Origin of the sequence: Yersinia ruckeri ATCC 29473 (genome assembly GCF_000754815.1) — a bacterium.
GTDB classification, from domain to species: Bacteria; Pseudomonadota; Gammaproteobacteria; order Enterobacterales; family Enterobacteriaceae; genus Yersinia; species Yersinia ruckeri.
In genome coordinates, this window is the sequence record NZ_KN150747.1 from 2,214,601 (window position 1) to 2,232,975 (window position 18,375).

An 18,375-nucleotide genomic window follows, 5' to 3' on the forward strand; every position below is an offset into this window, starting at 1 on the left:
GCTTCCTGTTATGATTGCTTGGGAGCCTTAGATGATAAGTGCCAATACAACGAAAATATCGTTATCCCCGATTTTCCAGCCTACGGCCGCGATGGATTATCTTCATGGCCATGTAGCGCTGCCGTTAAGCGCAGTCAACAATATCACCGGTGAACAACCCCGATTTTTTTCGTCAGCACAAAATACAGGCGGTGATTCAGTTGGGCGTTATTTAAATCAACATCTTAAAAAAGTGATGAATCCCACGTGTGTCGGCGCGAATGCGATGATCAGTATGCAGTTGGATCATCTGGCGGAAATCAATAAACCGGCCGTTATTTCTGATCACTTACCGGTCAGTTTTATGGTCGAAGTAGGGCGTAATACTGATGCCATACCCATTACCAGTTGGAATATGCTAGCCGATATTCACCGAAATAATAATTACGAGAATATTACTGTGGATGACGTAGTCTCCTCATTATTCTCGCGTAAAAAACTGGAATATTTCTCTGCCCAAGATGCTCTTAGCCGAACCTGGTATTTTTCAGATTTAGCCACGGAACTGGCCAGATCTGAATCATTTAGCCACCCGGAGAGACGCGCAGATTTTTACTCTGGCACCCGATTGGGACAGCAGGTATTGATTGATTTTCTTCAACGTGAATATGTAGAAGCAACCCATGCGGTGTTAAGACCGAGTAGACAGCGAACCCCAGCGGCTCAGGAACAACTCAGAAAAAAAGCACGCGCAGCTTTAGTTGACGAGGTGATTAAGGTTCAGAAAACGGACCCGCACTTCGCATCCAGTGATTTTTATTGTGCCGCCGTTAGCGCGTTAAAACTGTTTAACTCGCTTAATTCGGGCAGTATGAGTTGGGATAGCCGTAAAGCGACGTTAGCAAAGCATACAGATTTACTGCAAGTGCTGAGTCAAAATCAGGTGATTTTATTGCAGGAATGCACCGAGCCTGAATGGTTTGTTAATACGTTAAATAAACAGGTTAGCGCCAATTCTCAATCTTCATTTGCCTGTATTTCTCATAAAGAGGCGGCAATCAATAACAATGATCACTGTGCCATCATTTATGACAAATCGAAATGGCAAATCAGAAACCCAAGAAAAGACATTGTGAATTTTAAACTTGGGCGTAATAAACCCGCTATTTTAGCACGCTTGACCGCGACAGAACCCCGTATTGGTTCTGATACATTGATGGTTGGTTCCGTTCATTACCCAGGTAACGACGATGGGCAAAATTATTTAACCCGTGTGATGGATTCTGTGACGAAAATGGCGTTTCAGCCCAATGAACCGCTGTTTGTTGCCGGTGATTTCAACCAGTCGAAAAATGAACTGGATAAAAAAGTGTCGCGGCTCGCGGCAGATGATTCATCACCAAAGTCTCTCAACGCGTTGGATCTCAGTACGCTGGTTGTTTTTGAACCCCAGAGCTGTGGTGGAACTATGGCTGGTCCAGATTGGCAGCGTGAGCATGAAGGGCAAATTATTGATCTGGCATTTTCCAATACGCGGGTGAGCGGGAAGGTTTTGGATCTGAAGTTATTTATTTAAACTTGGGCAAAAGTTATCAGTCAGCACCGTGATTAAACAGAAACATTACGGATGTGACAGATTGAGAATGAACGGATTGATAACGTGTCGAACATCACCCGGTTCACTACTTGGTAGGAAAAGGCAGGAAAAGAAAAGGCCTGAGTTCTGTGAAGCACAGCGCTCAGGCCATATTAGTCACTCTAATTTACACGGTTAACAGTAACCTTGAAGGGCTACTTTACGGACTGCGGCTTGGTAACCGGTGCCGTTGCTTGGCTAATGGCAGCGTGTCCGCCAGCAGAGCCTTTACCGGCAAAATCAAAGGAAGGGCGTTGCCATTCACCTTGAGTTGTAGCCTGTGGTGCTGATGCCACTGAAGCCGGTGCTTTGGTCATTGGCGCAAACGCGTGATGTTTAAAACGCACGCCTTCTGGATGATCCGCAGGCTGGGTGACGATAGCGGTGATGACGGTGGCCGCTGCGGGTTCTTCAGCCACGACAACGTTATCTATAGGCGTTGCAGCCGCGACAGTTTCAGTGACCTTTTCCACAACAACGTCAAGTGCTGGTGCCGCCGCGGCAGTTTCAACTTCTGCTGTTACTGGTTCCAGGATAACAACAGTTTCGGTTACCGCTTCTTCAACTACGGCTTCTTGTGCGACCACAGCTTCAATTGCAACTTCAGTCGCTTCAGCAGCCGGTGTTTCAACGACGGGAGTCTCAATGACTGACTCGGTAGTCACGGTTTCGACCGCTGGTGCGACTGCGGTTTCCAGAGTTGCGACAACAGGTTCAGCAACAACAGGTTCAGCAACAATAGGTTCAGCAACAACAGGCTCAACGACTGGTGCAGCAACCGGAGCACGACCCGGTACGGCGGCAGCAGATGAAGAAGAACCGCCAGGTTGATGTTTGAATGCGACTGGTGCAGCTATCACGGTTTCAACCGAGGTTTCAGCGACCGGAGTTACGACTACCGGTGCCACAGCAGCAATTTCAGGCTGCGCAGCAGCTATCGGTGCAACCAGGTTAGCGGCAGTTTCAGTCAGATTTTCAATCGTGGATTCAGCAACTTGCTGTTCCTGCGGTGGTGTCACAGGGTAGTGAACCCACACTTTACCTGATGCCAATTCCGGTGATGCAAAAGCCCCCGCCAGTGGCATAGCCGATTGGGTCGGGTAACGCTCATCACGATAGCGACGGCGACGTTGACCACTCACACGCAGGTGACGCGGTGAGCGACGCGAGCGACGCGGCATACCATTCTCATTGTTGGCCGAACGTTCGTGACTGTTCTCTTCATCCGCAGTCGCTGGGGATGGTGCTAACAGTTTAACTTCGTCTTGAACGATGAGTGCAGCAGGCGCAGTGGTTGGGCTATCAGTACTTTCCACCGGATTCAGTTCGTCGTTGGCGGACTGAATTCGTACTTTTTGGTTCAACTGACGACGTTGACGGCGTTGCATAACCTGTTGGCGCTCTTCCTGCTCAGGTTGCACTGCTTCAGTCGGTATTACCGATTCAACTACACCAACAACTTCAATAACTTCTACCGCTTTCACTTCCTGCGGAGCCTGACGTTGACGGCGCTGACGATCACCTCGTTCGCGGCGCGGTTGCTGCCCTTCACGTTGTGCTTTATCGTTCTCAGTATTTTCTACAACGGTTTCTACCGCAGTATTCGGCTGGTTTGAACGACGATTGCGACGTTGATCTTCACGACCTTCGCGATTACCGTCACGATTATTCTCGCGGGTATTCTCACGAGTGGTCGACGTGTTGTTATCACGGTTGCTCTCGCGATTTTCACGGCCTTCGCGTGGTGTGCGATCGCCACGATCTTTACGGCCATTGTTCTGGCGGCGCGGATTACGACGATCCTGACGGCGGTTTTCAGTATTTTCGGTTTTCTCGGTTTCCTGCGGTTTAACTTCCGCTTCGGCTGGCGCGGCAAACAGATTCTTCAAACCGCTCATCAAGCGACCGAACAGACCTGGTTGTGCTGCACTGGCGGCGACAGGCTGTGCTACTGGCTTAGCCACGGTTACCGGCTCGGCTTCAGGTGGAACTTCGGTTGGTAGAGAGAAGGTCGCCAGTGCCGGTTGTTCCGGACGTTTGCGTTCCATTGGCGCTTCTTCCAATGGTTGTGCCATTTCTTCTTCGTGCAGTTTTGGTAGCAGGTAGCTCAGGGTTGGAACTTCTTCGCCCTTACGTACACGCAGTACTGAGTAATGTGGTGTTTGCATCTGGTCATTTGGCACGATAACCGCACGCACGCCGCCCTGACGCTTCTCGATGGCATTAACTGATTCACGTTTTTCATTCAGCAGATAGGACGCAATCTGTACCGGAACGATAGCGTGAACTTCATGGGTGTTTTCCTTCAGCGCTTCTTCTTCAATGAGACGCAGAATGGACAATGACAAGGATTCGTTATCACGCACAGTACCGGTGCCGCTACAACGTGGGCACACATGATGACTGGACTCACCTAATGACGGGCTGAGACGCTGACGAGACATTTCCAACAAACCGAAGCGCGAAATACGCCCGATCTGAATACGGGCGCGATCCTGACGGACGGCATCACGTAAACGATTTTCCACTTCACGCTGATGGCGAACCGGCGTCATATCGATAAAGTCGATAACAATCAATCCACCCAGGTCACGTAGACGTAATTGGCGAGCGATTTCATCAGCGGCTTCAAGGTTGGTATTAAACGCGGTTTCTTCGATATCACCGCCGCGAGTTGCGCGGGCTGAGTTGATATCAATGGCGGTCAGTGCTTCAGTGGTATCGATAACAATAGAACCACCGGAAGGCAGACGCACTTCACGCTGGAACGCAGACTCAATCTGGGATTCAATCTGGTAATGGCTGAACAACGGAATCTCGCCGCTGTACAATTTAATTTTGCTGCTGAAATCTGGACGACCCAAGGCGGCGATATGTTCTTTGGCCAAATCGAGAACCTTCGGATTATCGATCAGGATTTCACCGATATCCGGCCGCAGATAGTCACGGAAAGCGCGGACGATAACGTTACTTTCCTGGTGGATCAGGAACGGCGCTGGACGGCCTTCAGCGGCTTTCTTGATAGCGTCCCAGTGTTTCAGGCGGAATGACAAATCCCATTGCAACGCATCGGCAGATTTGCCGACGCCAGCGGTGCGGACAATCAGACCCATGCCATCAGGTAATTGCAATGAAGAAAGCGCTTCTTTCAGTTCGGTACGGTCATCACCTTCGATGCGGCGAGAAATACCACCAGCACGCGGGTTATTTGGCATCAGAACTAAATAGCTACCCGCCAGACTGATGAACGTGGTCAAGGCTGCGCCTTTGTTGCCACGTTCTTCTTTATCAACCTGAACAATAACTTCCTGACCTTCGCGCAATACATCTTTGATGTTCGGGCGGCCATGGGAAGAATAATGACTTGGGAAGTACTCGCGAGAGATTTCTTTTAATGGAAGAAAACCATGTCTTTCAGCACCGTAATCAACAAAGGCGGCTTCCAGGCTTGGCTCAATTCGGGTGATTTTACCTTTGTAAATATTCGCTTTTTTTTGCTCATGGCCCGGACTTTCAATATCCAGATCATAAAGCCGCTGTCCATCTACAAGGGCAACACGCAACTCTTCCTGCTGAGTTGCGTTAATCAACATTCTTTTCATCTTAACTTACTCGTTATTTTTACATTGGCGTTAGAACTGCGGGCAAAATAACCTCATGGCCGGATAAACCGATGACCCCGAGTCTTCTAGCAAAGCCGTCAACCTCACGGTTGTCGCCTGCATAGGGGCGCATTATCTCGGTAAGCCTGTGTTTCTTTCTGAAAAACAGCGCTTTTAGTAGAGGGCAGTTTCTGAATTTACGACCACAGATCTGATCCCATTTGCCGGCCAAGCTGCAACCCGCAGCCCGCTAATTGCTTGATTTCACATTACGTCTTACGCCATTGCTGCGTTTTTGTGCGATCAGGCAAACTGATTATTCCACAAGTCCCTTGGTCTAACGAGAATCAACGCGGAATCGACTGCATTATTCCATTGCTGATACTGATATAGCAAGGTGACTTTAGCTGTCTAAGTAAAGATTATTTTACTGTGTTCACAGTGATGGCGAGTATTGTTGTGTTATTAAACAAAAATAGTGCGCAAACGTTCTCTTCAATAGTCAGACTGACAGTTAAGCACATAAAAAGAGGTGGCGCTAATTCCTCGGTGTAATTAGAATCCCGCACCATGAAAACAGATAATCCAGTCGTTCAATTAATCACCATTTCTGCCGACGAAGCCGGTCAGCGGATCGATAACTTTTTACTCGCCAAATTGAAAGGCGTACCAAAAAGTATGATTTACCGCATCGTGCGAAAAGGTGAAGTACGCGTCAATAAAGGACGCATTAAACCCGAATATAAACTGGCGGACGGTGATGTAGTGCGCGTGCCTCCAGTCCGCGTTGCCGAGCGTGAAGACGCACCGGTTTCGGCGAAACTGGATAAAGTAGCGGCACTGGCCGACTGTATCCTGTTTGAAGATGACTATTTGCTGGTACTGAATAAGCCGTCAGGTACCGCGGTTCATGGCGGCAGCGGTTTGAGCTTCGGTGTGATTGAAGCGCTGCGTGCGCTGCGGCCAGAGGCGCGCTTCCTTGAATTGGTACACCGTCTGGATCGCGACACCTCCGGTGTGCTGTTAGTGGCCAAAAAACGGTCGGCGTTGCGATCGTTGCACGAACAGTTGCGACTGAAAGGTATGCAAAAGGATTATTTGGCGCTGGTGCGTGGTCAGTGGCAGTCGCACTGCAAAGCGGTTCAGGCACCCTTGCTGAAGAATATTATGCAAAGCGGCGAGCGGGTCGTGAAGGTGAGCAGTGAAGGCAAACCGTCAGAAACCCGCTTTAAGGTGGAAGAACGCTTTGAACATTGCACATTGGTCAAAGCCAGCCCGATCACGGGTCGTACTCACCAAATTCGTGTGCATGCGCTTCACGCGGGTCATCCGATCGCTTTTGATGACCGCTACGGCGACCGTGATTTCGATCTGCAACTGAAAGGCACCGGCTTGCACCGCCTATTCCTGCATGCCGCTGCATTACGCTTTGCACATCCTGATACCGGCGAAACCATGCGAATTGAAGCACCACTGGATAACCAACTGCGCCATTGTCTGTTGATGTTGCGCAAGAATGCCCCAGCAAAATAATCATCAATCGGCGTGGTTTTAACACGCCGACGTTCAACTATGATTCGGCATCAGAATATTATCCGGCATGATACCGCAATGTGTGATGCCGGATCAGCCAACATCATTTTCGCCATGGTTCAGCGCAGCAGAGGATTTACGCCCTGCGCCATCAGCATATGATTCAATGCAATCAGCGGTAAACCAATCAAGGTATTGGGATCGCGGCCTTCTAATCGCTCAAACAAACTTATTCCCAAACCTTCACATTTAAAGCTCCCCGCACAATTCCACGGTTGTTCAAGGGTTAAATAACCGTCTATTTCTTTATCAGTCAGTTCTCTGAAATACACTTTAAAGGTTTCGCATTGAGTATTTATTTTGCCATTGGCCGAATTTAATACGGCCAAACCGGTATAAAAAGTGACACATTGACCACTGGCTTGTCGTAGTTGCTTAAATGCGTTGTCATAATGATGCGGTTTACCGGTGATATTTCCATCAATAACACCCACCTGATCTGAGCCGATAATTAAATGCTGCGGGAATTGGTTGCCCAATGCGCTGGCTTTGGCAGCGGCGAGTCTGATCACCAAATCGGTGGCACTTTCCCCCGGCAGTGGGCTTTCGTCGATGTCCGGCGAAGCAGTAATAAAGGGCAGTTGCAGTTTTTCCAACAACGCTTTGCGATAAGAAGAAGTGGATGCGAGAACTAACTGAGACATAATATTTTCCATAAACCGTGGCGTAATTTAATCAGGCATTTTAAACTGTCCGCCGCTGTGGAAGCGAATATTGGTGAAAGGTGCGGTTGAATGGCCTTTTTCTTTGACTCTATGTCGTTACAAAGTTAATATGCGCGCCCTATGCAAAAAGTAAAATTACCCCTGACCATTGATGCGGTTCGTACTGCCCAGAAGCGATTAGATTACGCAGGTATCTATTCCCCTGAGCAAGTTACACGTGTTGCCGAATCCGTGGTTAGTGTGGACAGCGATGTTGTGGGCTCCTTATCGTTTAATATCGATAATCAGCGCCTGGCAGTTATTACAGGTCATGCGGACGTCGACGTAACGTTGATGTGTCAGCGCTGTGGTGGCACTTTCGCACACCATGTCCACACAACATATTGTTTTAGCCCGATCGTCAATGACGAGCAGGCTGAAGCATTACCGGAAGCGTACGAACCGATTGAAGTCGACGAATTTGGCGAAGTTGATCTGTTGGCAATGATTGAAGACGAAATTATTCTTTCGTTGCCTGTCGTTCCGGTACATGAATCTGAACACTGTGAAGTGTCCGAGGCGGACATGGTATTTGGTAAACTGCCTGAAGAGGTGGAGAAACCGAATCCATTTGCCGTATTAGCCAGTTTAAAGAAAAGTAATTAAGGAGTAAGGTCAATGGCCGTACAACAGAACAAACCAACTCGTTCCAAACGTGGCATGCGTCGTTCACACGATGCTCTGACCACTGCCACGCTGTCTGTGGACAAAACTTCCGGTGAAACTCACCTGCGTCACCACATCACAGCCGACGGTTTCTACCGCGGCCGCAAGGTTATCGGCTGAGTAGTACTTGCTAATCATTAGCAAGGCGATACCTTGACTTGTCTAACCCTAGCGTTAGATGCAATGGGTGGGGACTTCGGTCCCTGCGTCACAGTGCCTGCTTCATTGCAGGCACTGGCCTCTAATCCACAGCTAAAGCTTCTGCTGGTCGGCAATCCCGACGCCATCACTCCATTACTTGCCCACACCGATCCTTTGTTGCTGGAAAGGTTGCAGGTAATTCCCGCTGAGCATGTTATTGCCAGCGACGCTAAACCCTCACAAGCGATTCGTGCCAGCCGTGGTACATCGATGCGCATCGCATTGGATCTGGTGAAAAATGGTGAGGCTCAAGCTTGTGTCAGCGCGGGGAATACCGGCGCGTTGATGGGGTTGGCAAAGTTGATGATTAAGCCGCTGGAAGGAATAGAGCGCCCAGCTTTGATGACGGTCATTCCCAATCAGCGCCGCAGTAAAACGGTAGTGTTGGACTTGGGAGCGAACGTGGAATGCGACAGCACTATGCTGGTGCAATTTGCCATCATGGGTTCGGTGATGGCGGAAGAAGTGGTGGGGATTGCTTCTCCCCGAGTCGCGCTACTGAATATTGGTGAAGAAGAAACCAAAGGTTTAGATAATATCCGCGAAGCCGCCGCAATATTGAAAAATACGCCGGCGATTAATTATATCGGCTATCTGGAAGGCAATGACCTGCTAACGGGAAAGACCGATGTAATGGTTTGTGACGGCTTCGTGGGTAACGTCACCCTTAAAACCATGGAAGGTGTGATAAGAATGTTCTTGTCACTGCTCAAGTCATCGGGCGAAAACACTAAAAAGTCCTGGTGGTTGAAACTGCTGGGGCATTGGCTGCAAAAACGGGTGGCAAAGCGGTTCGGCCATCTGAACCCCGACCAGTATAATGGCGCATGTCTGCTAGGATTACGGGGCATCGTAATCAAAAGCCACGGCGCTGCGAACCAACGCGCGTTTGCAGTTGCAATAGAGCAGGCTGTGCAGGCGGTGCAGCGGCAAGTTCCCGAAAGGATTGCCGCGCGCCTTGAAGCTGTATTACCCAAGAGTGACTGAACGTACATGTATACAAAGATTCTCGGAACGGGGAGCTATTTGCCCGTACAAGTGCGCAGCAATGCTGATTTAGAAAAAATGGTAGAAACCACCGACGAGTGGATCGTAACTCGTACTGGGATTCGCGAACGCCGCATTGCAGCACCAGATGAAAATGTGGCTACCATGGCTTTCTGTGCGGCAGAAAAAGCGCTGGAAATGGCCGGTGTCAGCAAAGACGAAGTCGGTCTGATCATTGTTGCTACCACGTCTTCAAGTCACGCATTCCCTAGCTCTGCTTGCCAGGTGCAACAGATGTTGGGTATTAAAGATGCCGCTGCTTTCGATTTGGCTGCAGCTTGCGCGGGTTTTACCTATGCGCTGAGCGTTGCCGATCAATATGTGAAAAGTGGTGCTGTGCGTCATGCGTTGGTGATTGGGTCAGACACCTTGTCCCGTGCGCTGGATCCACAGGATCGCGGCACGATTATTCTGTTTGGTGATGGTGCGGGTGCAGTATTGTTGGGTGCCTCTGAAGAACCGGGCATCCTGTCTACGCATCTGCATGCCGACGGTACTTACGGTGGGCTGCTGACTTTACCCTACCAGGATCGTGAAAACCAGACGCAACCAGCCTACGTCACCATGGCGGGTAATGAAGTCTTTAAAGTGGCGGTAACCGAACTGGCACACATTGTGGACGAAACCTTGCAGGCCAATGGCCTGGATCGTTCAGCGCTGGACTGGTTGGTGCCACATCAAGCCAATCTGCGAATCATTAGTGCAACGGCTAAAAAATTAGGTATGGGGCTGGATAAAGTGGTGATCACGCTTGATCGTCACGGTAACACCTCTGCCGCATCCGTCCCTTCAGCGTTAGATGAAGCGGTGCGAGATGGCCGTATTCAACGTGGGCAATTGGTGCTGTTGGAAGCGTTCGGCGGTGGCTTTACTTGGGGCTCTGCGCTGGTTCGTTTTTGATTTAACAGGAAGTCTTTTGTTTAACGGGAAAGTAAAATGTCGAAATTTGCAATGGTATTTCCAGGCCAAGGGTCTCAGACTGTTGGCATGCTGGCTGATTTAGCCGCACAATTTCCGATAGTTGAAGAAACTTTCAGTGAGGCTTCTTCTGTTTTAGGCTACGATTTGTGGCAGTTGGTGCAACAGGGGCCAACAGAAGAACTGAATAAAACTTGGCAAACCCAGCCTGCATTGCTGACCGCATCAGTGGCAATTTGGCAGGTCTGGCAACAACAGGGCGGCAAAGCCCCCGCGATGATGGCTGGCCATAGTCTGGGTGAATACTCAGCGTTGGTATGTGCTGGCGTACTGGATTTCAAACAGGCGGTTAAGCTGGTTGAGTTGCGCGGCCAGTTGATGCAGGAAGCGGTGCCTGAAGGTACCGGTGCCATGTCGGCCATCATTGGTCTGGATAATGAATCCATCGCCAAAGCCTGCGAAGAGTCAGCTCAGGGGCAGGTAGTTTCACCGGTCAACTTTAACTCGCCAGGTCAGGTTGTGATCGCCGGGAATAAAGAAGCCGTTGAGCGTGCCGGTGCCGCTTGTAAACTGGCTGGTGCCAAACGTGCGTTACCTTTACCTGTTAGTGTGCCGTCTCATTGTGCATTAATGAAACCAGCGGCAGACAAACTGGCCGTGGCATTGGAACGTATTGAATTCAAGGCACCGTTATTCCCGGTAATCAACAACGTAGACGTGGAAGCAGAAGTTTCACCAGAAGCTATTCGTAGCGCGCTGGTACGTCAGCTGTATAATCCGGTACGTTGGACAGAAAGCGTTGAATTGATCGCAGCAGAAGGCGTGCAGTTGCTGCTAGAGGTTGGCCCAGGCAAAGTCCTGACTGGCCTGACCAAGCGTATCGTGGATACATTGGCGGCAGCACCGGTAAACGATGTCGCTACAGTGACCGCTGCGCTTGAACAATAATAAAGAGGGTAGCATGAGCTTTGAAGGAAAAATTGCGCTGGTAACTGGCGCAAGCCGTGGCATAGGCCGCGCTATTGCAGAATTATTGGTCGAACGTGGTGCTGTGGTTATTGGTACCGCGACCAGTGAAAAGGGGGCTGAAGCGATCAGCGCCTATTTGGGTGGCAAGGGTAAAGGTTTAGAGTTAAACGTTGTTGACCCTGAATCGATTGGAAAAGTATTGGCAACTATTCGTGCTGAATTTGGCGAAGTTGACATTTTAGTGAATAATGCCGGTATTACGCGTGATAACCTGCTGATGCGTATGAAGGATGAAGAGTGGCAAGATATTATTGACACTGATCTAACTTCCGTATTCCGCCTGTCAAAAGCGGTAATGCGCGCTATGATGAAAAAGCGGTTTGGGCGTATCATTACCATAGGTTCTGTCGTTGGAACCATGGGTAATGCAGGGCAGGTTAACTACGCGGCAGCTAAAGCCGGTCTGATTGGCTTTAGCAAGTCTTTGGCGCGTGAGGTTGCTTCACGTGGCATTACTGTCAACGTTGTGGCACCTGGCTTTATTGAGACGGACATGACGACGGCGTTGACAGATGATCAACGCGCAGGCATTTTGGCCCAGGTACCAGCTAACCGGCTTGGGCAAGCAAAAGAAATTGCCAGCGCTGTTGCATTTTTAGCCTCTGACGAGGCCAGCTATATCTCGGGTGAAACATTACATGTCAATGGCGGCATGTACATGATTTAAGCGCTGAGCGGACTTTTTACGCTATTTGAGGGTAAAACCGCAAAATAACGTAAATTTGTGGTTCGACCAGCCGAGATTTAGTTGCATCTTTTTCAACATTTTATAAACTACGAAAACCATCGCGAAAGCGAGTTTTGATAGGAAATTTAAGAGTATGAGCACTATCGAAGAACGCGTTAAGAAAATCATCGTTGAACAACTTGGTGTTAAACAGGAAGAAGTACTGAACAACGCTTCTTTCGTAGAAGATCTTGGCGCTGATTCTCTTGACACCGTTGAGCTGGTCATGGCTCTGGAAGAAGAGTTTGATACCGAGATTCCAGACGAAGAAGCAGAAAAAATCACTACTGTTCAGGCAGCTATTGATTTTATCAACGCTAGTCAGCAGTAAGCGAACATATCTAGGCGGTCATTCGACCGCCTAAGTTTTTTTGCCCCAACGTCTTATTTTCCCTCCTTGGAGGACCAACGTGTCTAAGCGTCGAGTTGTTGTAACTGGACTGGGCATGCTGTCTCCTGTCGGTAATACAGTAGAATCCACTTGGAATGCTGTTCTTGCTGGGCAGAGTGGCATTAGCCTGATCGACCATTTTGATACTAGCGCCTATGCGACGAAATTTGCTGGACTGGTACAAAATTTTAACTGTGAAGACTACATGTCGCGTAAAGATGCGCGCAAAATGGATGCCTTCATTCAGTACGGCATAGCCGCCGGTATTCAGGCGATGCGAGACTCCGGTCTTGAAGTGACTGAAGCTAACGCTGACCGCATTGGAGCCGCTATCGGTTCTGGTATTGGTGGTCTGGGGCTGATCGAAGAAAACCATACCGCACTGGTTAACGGTGGGCCGCGGAAAATCAGCCCGTTCTTCGTGCCTTCTACTATCGTGAATATGATCGCGGGCCACCTCAGCATTATGTTTGGTTTACGCGGCCCGAGTATTTCTATTGCGACAGCCTGTACCTCTGGTGTGCACAATATCGGCCATGCCGCCCGTATCATTGCTTATAATGATGCTGACGTGATGGTCGCCGGTGGTGCCGAGAAAGCCAGTACGCCATTAGGCGTTGGCGGCTTCGGTGCTGCGCGAGCCTTGTCTACCCGTAACGATAATCCACAAGCGGCCAGCCGCCCATGGGATACAGATCGTGACGGTTTTGTACTGGGCGATGGTGCTGGCATGATGGTGCTGGAAGAATACGAACACGCGAAGCAGCGTGGCGCTAAAATCTACGCAGAAGTTGTTGGTTTTGGTATGAGCAGCGATGCCTATCATATGACCTCTCCACCGGAAAACGGTGCCGGCGCAGCGTTGGCAATGGTGAATGCGTTACGTGACGCGGGTATCACGGCCTCGCAAATCGGCTATATCAATGCTCATGGCACTTCAACGCCAGCGGGTGATAAAGCGGAAACTCAGGCTGTTAAATCAGTATTTGGTGCCGATGCTGGAAAAGTTATGGTTAGCTCAACCAAATCTATGACCGGTCACCTGTTAGGTGCAGCAGGTGCGATAGAGTCTATCTTTACCATACTGGCATTGCGCGATCAGGCTGTTCCGCCAACCATTAATCTGGATAACCCGGATGAAGGTTGTGATTTGGATTTTGTTGCGCATACTGCTCGTCAAGTCTCTGATCTTGAATATACCCTGTGTAACTCGTTTGGTTTCGGTGGCACTAACGGCTCTTTGGTATTCCGTAAAGTGTAACTGCGGCTGTTACGGCACAGATAATAAAAAACCCGGTTATCCGGGTTTTTTTATGCCTCTCGCCGAATGATGCTGTCCGCTGAAAAATCAGGAAGATAACTCTGAACCTGTAAACTGAATACACCGCATTCACTATATCTATTATATTAAACTGCGTCATACAAAAGAGAGTTAGGTATGTTTCTGATTAATGGTGTTGTGCAAGACCAGCTTTCTGCAACGGATAGAGGCTTACAGTTTGGTGACGGCTGTTTTACTACCGCCCGGGTAGTCAATGGCCAGATATGTTGGTTGCCAATGCATATACAACGTTTGCAGCAGGGGGCTGAGCGTCTGCTACTACCGACGATTGACTGGTCGTTACTCCAACAGGAAATGACCGAACTGGCGCACCAATCCGCACAAGGTGTAGTGAAAGTGATCCTGACGCGCGGCAGTGGTGGACGTGGCTACAGCGGCGTTGGCTGCGAGCATCCGACGCGGATCCTTTCGCTTAGTGATTATCCTGCTCATTATTCACTTTGGTGCGAGCAGGGGATAACATTGGCTCTCAGTCCGATCCCTTTGGCCCAAAATCCGCTGCTTGCGGGGATCAAACACCTTAACCGGTTGGAACAAGTGTTAATTCGTGCGCATCTTGAACAGACAACCGCAGATGAAGCGCTGGTGCTTGACACTGCTGGGCACCTGGTGGAATGCTGTGCGGCCAATTTATTTTGGCGCAAAGGGGATACGGTGTTTACGCCAGATCTGAGTCAGTCCGGTGTGGCGGGTATTATGCGTCGTCGCATAATGGCGCGGTTATTTGCATCAAAATATAAACTGCATTGCGTGTCTGAGCCGCTGGAAACATTGCAAGATGCCGACGAAGTATTGATCTGCAATGCTTTGATGCCTTTAATTTCAGTTAATCAGGCGCATAAATGGATCTACTCATCACGACAGCTCTATGAATTTCTGCGCCCACATTGTTAATATTGATTTAACCGCTGACATCGACTTAAAAATTTAAACATGGCCGATAGATGAAAAGAAAAAAACTCAGAGTACTCACCATCCTTGTCGCAATTTGCCTGGGTTTGCTGTTTTTTGGTTATCAAAAAGTGCAAAACTTTGCCAACGCGCCGCTAACCATCAAACAGGACACTATTTTCACCCTGCCAGCGGGCACCGGGCGCGTCGGTCTTGAAACTTTATTACTGCAAGATCATCTCGTTGTCGACAGTCGCTTGTTCCCGTGGTTATTGCGTATCGATCCAGAGTTAGCCAAATTCAAGGCAGGCACTTATCGGTTCACTCCGGGCATGACCGTACGCCAAATGTTGCTATTACTCGCCAGTGGCAAAGAGGCTCAGTTTACGATCCGCTTTATCGAGGGCACTCGTCTGAGTGATTGGCTGGACGAACTGAAACAGGCTGAATACGTCAAACATGAATTGGCGGGCAAAAGTAACGTCGAAATCGCCCGTCTTATCGGCCTGAAAGATACCGAACATCCAGAGGGTTGGTTGTATCCAGATACCTATGCTTATACTGCCGGTACCACCGATCTGGCCTTGTTGAAACGGGCACATAGGAAGATGGAAAAAACGGTAGAAGAGATCTGGCAGGCACGAGACGATGCTTTGCCGTACAAAAATCCCAATGACTTAGTGACCATGGCATCGATCATTGAGAAGGAAACGGCAGTCAATGATGAGCGAACCAAAGTGGCCTCGGTGTTTATCAACCGATTGCGCATCGGTATGCGGCTGCAAACCGATCCGACGGTAATCTATGGTTTGGGTGATAAATACAGTGGAACCATCACCCGTAAAGATTTAGAGACGCCAACACCGTATAATACTTATGTGATTGCCGGGATGCCACCCACACCGATCGCCATGCCGGGCTTGGCCTCATTGAAGGCCGCGGCTCATCCGGCTAAAACGCCTTATCTCTACTTTGTCGCTGATGGTAAGGGCGGACATACTTTTACCACTAATCTAGCCAGCCATAATCAGGCGGTACGCGTTTATCGTCAGGCGCTAAAGGAAAAGAATGGACAGTAAATTTATCGTTATTGAAGGCCTGGAAGGGGCGGGTAAAACCACCGCCAGAGATACCGTGGTCGCTACACTGCAGGCACAGGGCATTAACGATATCGTCTTTACCCGCGAGCCGGGCGGCACGCCGTTGGCCGAAAAATTGCGCGACCTGATTAAGCAAGGTATTGATGGCGAAGAGCTGACCGATAAAGCCGAAGTTCTGATGCTGTATGCCGCGCGGGTGCAATTAGTGGAGAATGTCATTAAGCCGGCACTGGCGCGTGGTGCCTGGGTGGTGGGCGATCGGCACGATCTTTCTTCGCAAGCTTATCAAGGGGGAGGCCGTGGTATCGATAGTCAACTGATGACCTCTCTACGGGATACGGTTCTTGGCACATTTAGGCCGGATCTGACGCTGTATCTGGATTTGCCTCCCGCTATTGGCTTGCAACGTGCCCGGCAGCGCGGAGAACTGGATCGTATCGAGCAAGAATCACTGGCTTTCTTCGAGCGTACTCGCGAGCGCTATTTGGCACTGGCCGCCGCTGATGACACTATTCTGACCATTGATGCTTCTCAGTCATTGGAGAATGTTAGCGCCGCTATTCGTCGCGCACTGACTGAGTGGCTAGTTTCACGGGAAACTGCGTAATGAATTGGTATCCGTGGCTGAATGCGCCTTATCGTCAGTTGGTTGGGCAACATATTGCCGGTCGTGGTCATCACGCCTTACTGGTGCATGCCTTGCCCGGCAATGGTGCTGATGCGCTGATTTATGGCTTGAGTCGTTGGTTGATGTGCCAGCAGCGTCAGGGGGAGAAAAGCTGCGGGGAATGTCACAGTTGCCGCCTGATGTTGGCTGGCAATCATCCCGACTGGCATGTGTTGACGCCGGAGAAAGGCAAAAGCAGTATCGGAGTCGAGCGAGTGCGAACCCTTATTGAGACACTTTATTCCCATGCTCAACAGGGTGGAGCCAAAGTGATCTGGTTACCACAAGCAGAATCCCTGACTGACGCAGCGGCCAACGCGTTGCTAAAAACACTGGAAGAGCCGCCGGAAAAGACTTACTTCCTATTGCGATGTGTTGAGCCTTCCCGTTTACTACCGACGCTGCGTAGTCGATGCTTTTACTGGCACTTTTCCAGCCCTGAAACTGCATTGAGCATGCAGTGGTTGGGGCGGCAAGTCAGTGCCGAGCCGGTGGCGATGCTGGCTGCGTTACAGCTCAGTGAAGGTGGGCCTATTGCCGCCGAGCAATTATTACAGCCGGAACGTTGGGCGCAACGCACGGCGCTGTGTCAGGCTCTTAGTGAAGGATTATCCCGGCAAGACCTGATGTCTCTGTTGCCACAGCTGAACCACGATAACGTCAGTGAACGCCTGCATTGGCTATCCTCTTTGCTATTAGATGCGTTGAAATGGCAGCAGGGGGCGGGCAACTTTATCGTGAACCAGGATCAGCGGCAATTGGTGCAACAGCTTGCCCAGTCAACGCCGATTTCTGCACTGCTTCAATCGGCTAATCAATGGCTACATTGTCGCCATCAATTATCTTCTGTCGTCGGCGTTAACCGCGAATTGTTACTGACTGAGCAATTGCTCAATTGGGAAAACAGACTGTCCGGTGCTGATCGTACCTTTTCTCATTCGTTGTAAAAGAGTTTAATTATTATGTTGTTAGTCGATTCTCATTGCCATCTGGACAGTCTGGATTATCAAGGGCTGCATACCAGCGTCGATGACGTAGTTGCCAAGGCGAAATCCCGTGATGTGGGCTTTATGCTGGCAGTTGCCACTACCTTACCCGGTTTTCGCGCCATGACATCAATGATTGGTGAGCGCCCAGAAGTGGCGTTTTCCTGCGGTGTGCATCCGTTGAATCTGGACGGTGGCTATGACTTTCAGGAGTTGAGAACTCTGGCCGCAGCTGAAAACGTAGTGGCAATGGGGGAAACCGGGCTGGACTACTTCTATCAGCAGGATAATATTCCGTTACAGCAAGCTTCATTCCGCGAGCATATTCGTCTTGGCCGGGATCTGAATAAACCGGTGATTGTCCATACTCGCGATGCACGGGTCGATACGCTGGCTATCTTAAGAGAAGAACAGGCTCAGGAGTGCGGTGGGGTATTGCATTGCTTCACTGAGGATATTGCCACAGCAGAAACTTTGCTGGATCTGGGTTTCTATATTTCTTTCTCTGGTATCGTGACATTCCGAAATGCTGAACAATTACGCGATGTTGCCCGTTATGTGCCGCTGGATCGTATTCTGGTTGAGACCGATTCGCCTTATTTGGCGCCAGTTCCTCATCGTGGCAAAGAAAACCAACCTGCCTACGTTCGTGATGTTGCTGAATATATGGCGGTATTAAAAGGTGTGAGTTTGGAAACGCTGGCTGAAGCGACTACCGCAAACTTTTGTCGTCTGTTTCATCTGGACGATTTAGCACAATCTGCCACAATCAAATCATACAAGCAGTAATAGTTATTTTTAAGCTCGTAATTAATCGAGTAAACGAGTAATGTTTCCACCCTATTTATAACGGGTGGACGTTTTTTATTGACATTTCTTTACGAGAATTGGCCTTT

The 18,375-nt window shown here is 49.6% G+C and carries 17 protein-coding genes; 15 read left to right on the forward strand and 2 right to left on the reverse strand.

Annotation, left to right across the window (positions count from 1 at the left end):
* Positions 1 to 31: 31 nt before the first annotated feature.
* Positions 32 to 1,555 (forward strand): exonuclease/endonuclease/phosphatase family protein, encoded by a 1,524-nt coding sequence (locus tag DJ39_RS09820; RefSeq protein WP_004718988.1) that lies wholly within the window; start codon positions 32 to 34, stop codon positions 1,553 to 1,555.
* Positions 1,556 to 1,770: 215 nt separating this feature from the next.
* Here DJ39_RS09820 and rne read toward each other — a convergent pair whose 3' ends face one another.
* Positions 1,771 to 5,217: a ribonuclease E gene (gene rne / locus DJ39_RS09825; protein WP_004718989.1), complete on the reverse strand. Its 3,447-nt coding sequence runs from the start codon at positions 5,215 to 5,217 to the stop codon at positions 1,771 to 1,773.
* 570 nt (positions 5,218 to 5,787) lie between these two features.
* Here rne and rluC point away from each other — a divergent pair.
* Entirely contained in the window at positions 5,788 to 6,750 is a 963-nt protein-coding gene (rluC, locus tag DJ39_RS09830; protein WP_004718990.1) for a 23S rRNA pseudouridine(955/2504/2580) synthase RluC, read from the forward strand.
* A gap of 119 nt (positions 6,751 to 6,869) precedes the next feature.
* Here the strand turns inward: rluC and DJ39_RS09835 are convergent, their stop codons facing one another.
* Positions 6,870 to 7,454 carry a Maf family protein gene (locus tag DJ39_RS09835; RefSeq protein ID WP_038241619.1) on the reverse strand — a complete coding sequence of 195 codons (585 nt, stop codon included), beginning with the start codon at positions 7,452 to 7,454 and terminating at the stop codon, positions 6,870 to 6,872.
* A 141-nt stretch (positions 7,455 to 7,595) separates the two neighbouring features.
* On the opposite strand from DJ39_RS09835, the gene yceD reads away from it, so the two are divergent.
* The 13 genes from yceD to DJ39_RS09900 all read left to right on the forward strand — a co-directional run bounded on the left by yceD (position 7,596) and on the right by DJ39_RS09900 (position 18,268).
* Positions 7,596 to 8,120 (forward strand): 23S rRNA accumulation protein YceD, encoded by a 525-nt coding sequence (gene yceD, locus DJ39_RS09840; RefSeq protein ID WP_004718993.1) that lies wholly within the window; start codon positions 7,596 to 7,598, stop codon positions 8,118 to 8,120.
* Positions 8,121 to 8,132: 12 nt separating this feature from the next.
* Positions 8,133 to 8,300: a 50S ribosomal protein L32 gene (rpmF, locus tag DJ39_RS09845; RefSeq protein WP_002210931.1), complete on the forward strand. Its 168-nt coding sequence runs from the start codon at positions 8,133 to 8,135 to the stop codon at positions 8,298 to 8,300.
* Between the two features lie 33 nt (positions 8,301 to 8,333).
* Positions 8,334 to 9,368 (forward strand): phosphate acyltransferase PlsX, encoded by a 1,035-nt coding sequence (gene plsX, locus DJ39_RS09850; protein WP_071665740.1) that lies wholly within the window; start codon positions 8,334 to 8,336, stop codon positions 9,366 to 9,368.
* Between the two features lie 6 nt (positions 9,369 to 9,374).
* Entirely contained in the window at positions 9,375 to 10,328 is a 954-nt protein-coding gene (locus DJ39_RS09855) for a beta-ketoacyl-ACP synthase III (protein WP_038241623.1), read from the forward strand.
* Positions 10,329 to 10,364: 36 nt separating this feature from the next.
* A complete protein-coding gene (gene fabD / locus DJ39_RS09860; RefSeq protein ID WP_038241625.1) occupies positions 10,365 to 11,294 on the forward strand; it encodes an ACP S-malonyltransferase in 930 nt (309 codons plus the stop codon).
* Positions 11,295 to 11,307: 13 nt separating this feature from the next.
* Positions 11,308 to 12,042 carry a 3-oxoacyl-ACP reductase FabG gene (gene fabG / locus DJ39_RS09865; RefSeq protein WP_004719000.1) on the forward strand — a complete coding sequence of 245 codons (735 nt, stop codon included), beginning with the start codon at positions 11,308 to 11,310 and terminating at the stop codon, positions 12,040 to 12,042.
* Positions 12,043 to 12,196: 154 nt separating this feature from the next.
* Positions 12,197 to 12,433 (forward strand): acyl carrier protein, encoded by a 237-nt coding sequence (gene acpP / locus DJ39_RS09870; RefSeq protein ID WP_004719003.1) that lies wholly within the window; start codon positions 12,197 to 12,199, stop codon positions 12,431 to 12,433.
* Positions 12,434 to 12,512: 79 nt separating this feature from the next.
* Positions 12,513 to 13,754 (forward strand): beta-ketoacyl-ACP synthase II, encoded by a 1,242-nt coding sequence (gene fabF, locus DJ39_RS09875; RefSeq protein WP_038241627.1) that lies wholly within the window; start codon positions 12,513 to 12,515, stop codon positions 13,752 to 13,754.
* Between the two features lie 177 nt (positions 13,755 to 13,931).
* Complete coding sequence (gene pabC, locus DJ39_RS09880; protein ID WP_004719008.1) at positions 13,932 to 14,729, forward strand: aminodeoxychorismate lyase; 798 nt, start codon at positions 13,932 to 13,934, stop codon at positions 14,727 to 14,729.
* Between the two features lie 50 nt (positions 14,730 to 14,779).
* Complete coding sequence (gene mltG, locus DJ39_RS09885) at positions 14,780 to 15,805, forward strand: endolytic transglycosylase MltG (protein ID WP_004719009.1); 1,026 nt, start codon at positions 14,780 to 14,782, stop codon at positions 15,803 to 15,805.
* Positions 15,795 to 16,433, forward strand: a complete 639-nt coding sequence (gene tmk / locus DJ39_RS09890) for a dTMP kinase (RefSeq protein ID WP_038251335.1) — start codon at positions 15,795 to 15,797, stop codon at positions 16,431 to 16,433. The genes mltG and tmk overlap by 11 nt, the downstream gene beginning before the upstream one ends.
* Entirely contained in the window at positions 16,433 to 17,440 is a 1,008-nt protein-coding gene (gene holB / locus DJ39_RS09895) for a DNA polymerase III subunit delta' (RefSeq protein ID WP_004719011.1), read from the forward strand. The genes tmk and holB overlap by 1 nt, the downstream gene beginning before the upstream one ends.
* A gap of 15 nt (positions 17,441 to 17,455) precedes the next feature.
* Positions 17,456 to 18,268, forward strand: coding sequence for a metal-dependent hydrolase (locus tag DJ39_RS09900; RefSeq protein WP_004719013.1), 813 nt, complete (start codon positions 17,456 to 17,458; stop codon positions 18,266 to 18,268).
* The last annotated feature ends 107 nt before the right edge of the window (positions 18,269 to 18,375 follow it).

What these genes read in the sequence shown, in the direction of transcription:
- fabG (WP_004719000.1), top strand. Translation starts at nt 11,308, where the DNA reads ATGAGCTTTGAAGGAAAAATTGCGCTGGTAACTGGCGCAAGCCGTGGC.
- DJ39_RS09900 (WP_004719013.1), top strand. Translation starts at nt 17,456, where the DNA reads ATGTTGTTAGTCGATTCTCATTGCCATCTGGACAGTCTGGATTATCAA.
- tmk (WP_038251335.1), top strand. Translation starts at nt 15,795, where the DNA reads ATGGACAGTAAATTTATCGTTATTGAAGGCCTGGAAGGGGCGGGTAAA.
- holB (WP_004719011.1), top strand. Translation starts at nt 16,433, where the DNA reads ATGAATTGGTATCCGTGGCTGAATGCGCCTTATCGTCAGTTGGTTGGG.
- rne (WP_004718989.1), bottom strand. Translation starts at nt 5,217, where the DNA reads ATGAAAAGAATGTTGATTAACGCAACTCAGCAGGAAGAGTTGCGTGTT.
- mltG (WP_004719009.1), top strand. Translation starts at nt 14,780, where the DNA reads ATGAAAAGAAAAAAACTCAGAGTACTCACCATCCTTGTCGCAATTTGC.
- DJ39_RS09835 (WP_038241619.1), bottom strand. Translation starts at nt 7,454, where the DNA reads ATGTCTCAGTTAGTTCTCGCATCCACTTCTTCTTATCGCAAAGCGTTG.
- pabC (WP_004719008.1), top strand. Translation starts at nt 13,932, where the DNA reads ATGTTTCTGATTAATGGTGTTGTGCAAGACCAGCTTTCTGCAACGGAT.
- DJ39_RS09820 (WP_004718988.1), top strand. Translation starts at nt 32, where the DNA reads ATGATAAGTGCCAATACAACGAAAATATCGTTATCCCCGATTTTCCAG.
- yceD (WP_004718993.1), top strand. Translation starts at nt 7,596, where the DNA reads ATGCAAAAAGTAAAATTACCCCTGACCATTGATGCGGTTCGTACTGCC.
- fabD (WP_038241625.1), top strand. Translation starts at nt 10,365, where the DNA reads ATGTCGAAATTTGCAATGGTATTTCCAGGCCAAGGGTCTCAGACTGTT.
- acpP (WP_004719003.1), top strand. Translation starts at nt 12,197, where the DNA reads ATGAGCACTATCGAAGAACGCGTTAAGAAAATCATCGTTGAACAACTT.
- rpmF (WP_002210931.1), top strand. Translation starts at nt 8,133, where the DNA reads ATGGCCGTACAACAGAACAAACCAACTCGTTCCAAACGTGGCATGCGT.
- DJ39_RS09855 (WP_038241623.1), top strand. Translation starts at nt 9,375, where the DNA reads ATGTATACAAAGATTCTCGGAACGGGGAGCTATTTGCCCGTACAAGTG.
- rluC (WP_004718990.1), top strand. Translation starts at nt 5,788, where the DNA reads ATGAAAACAGATAATCCAGTCGTTCAATTAATCACCATTTCTGCCGAC.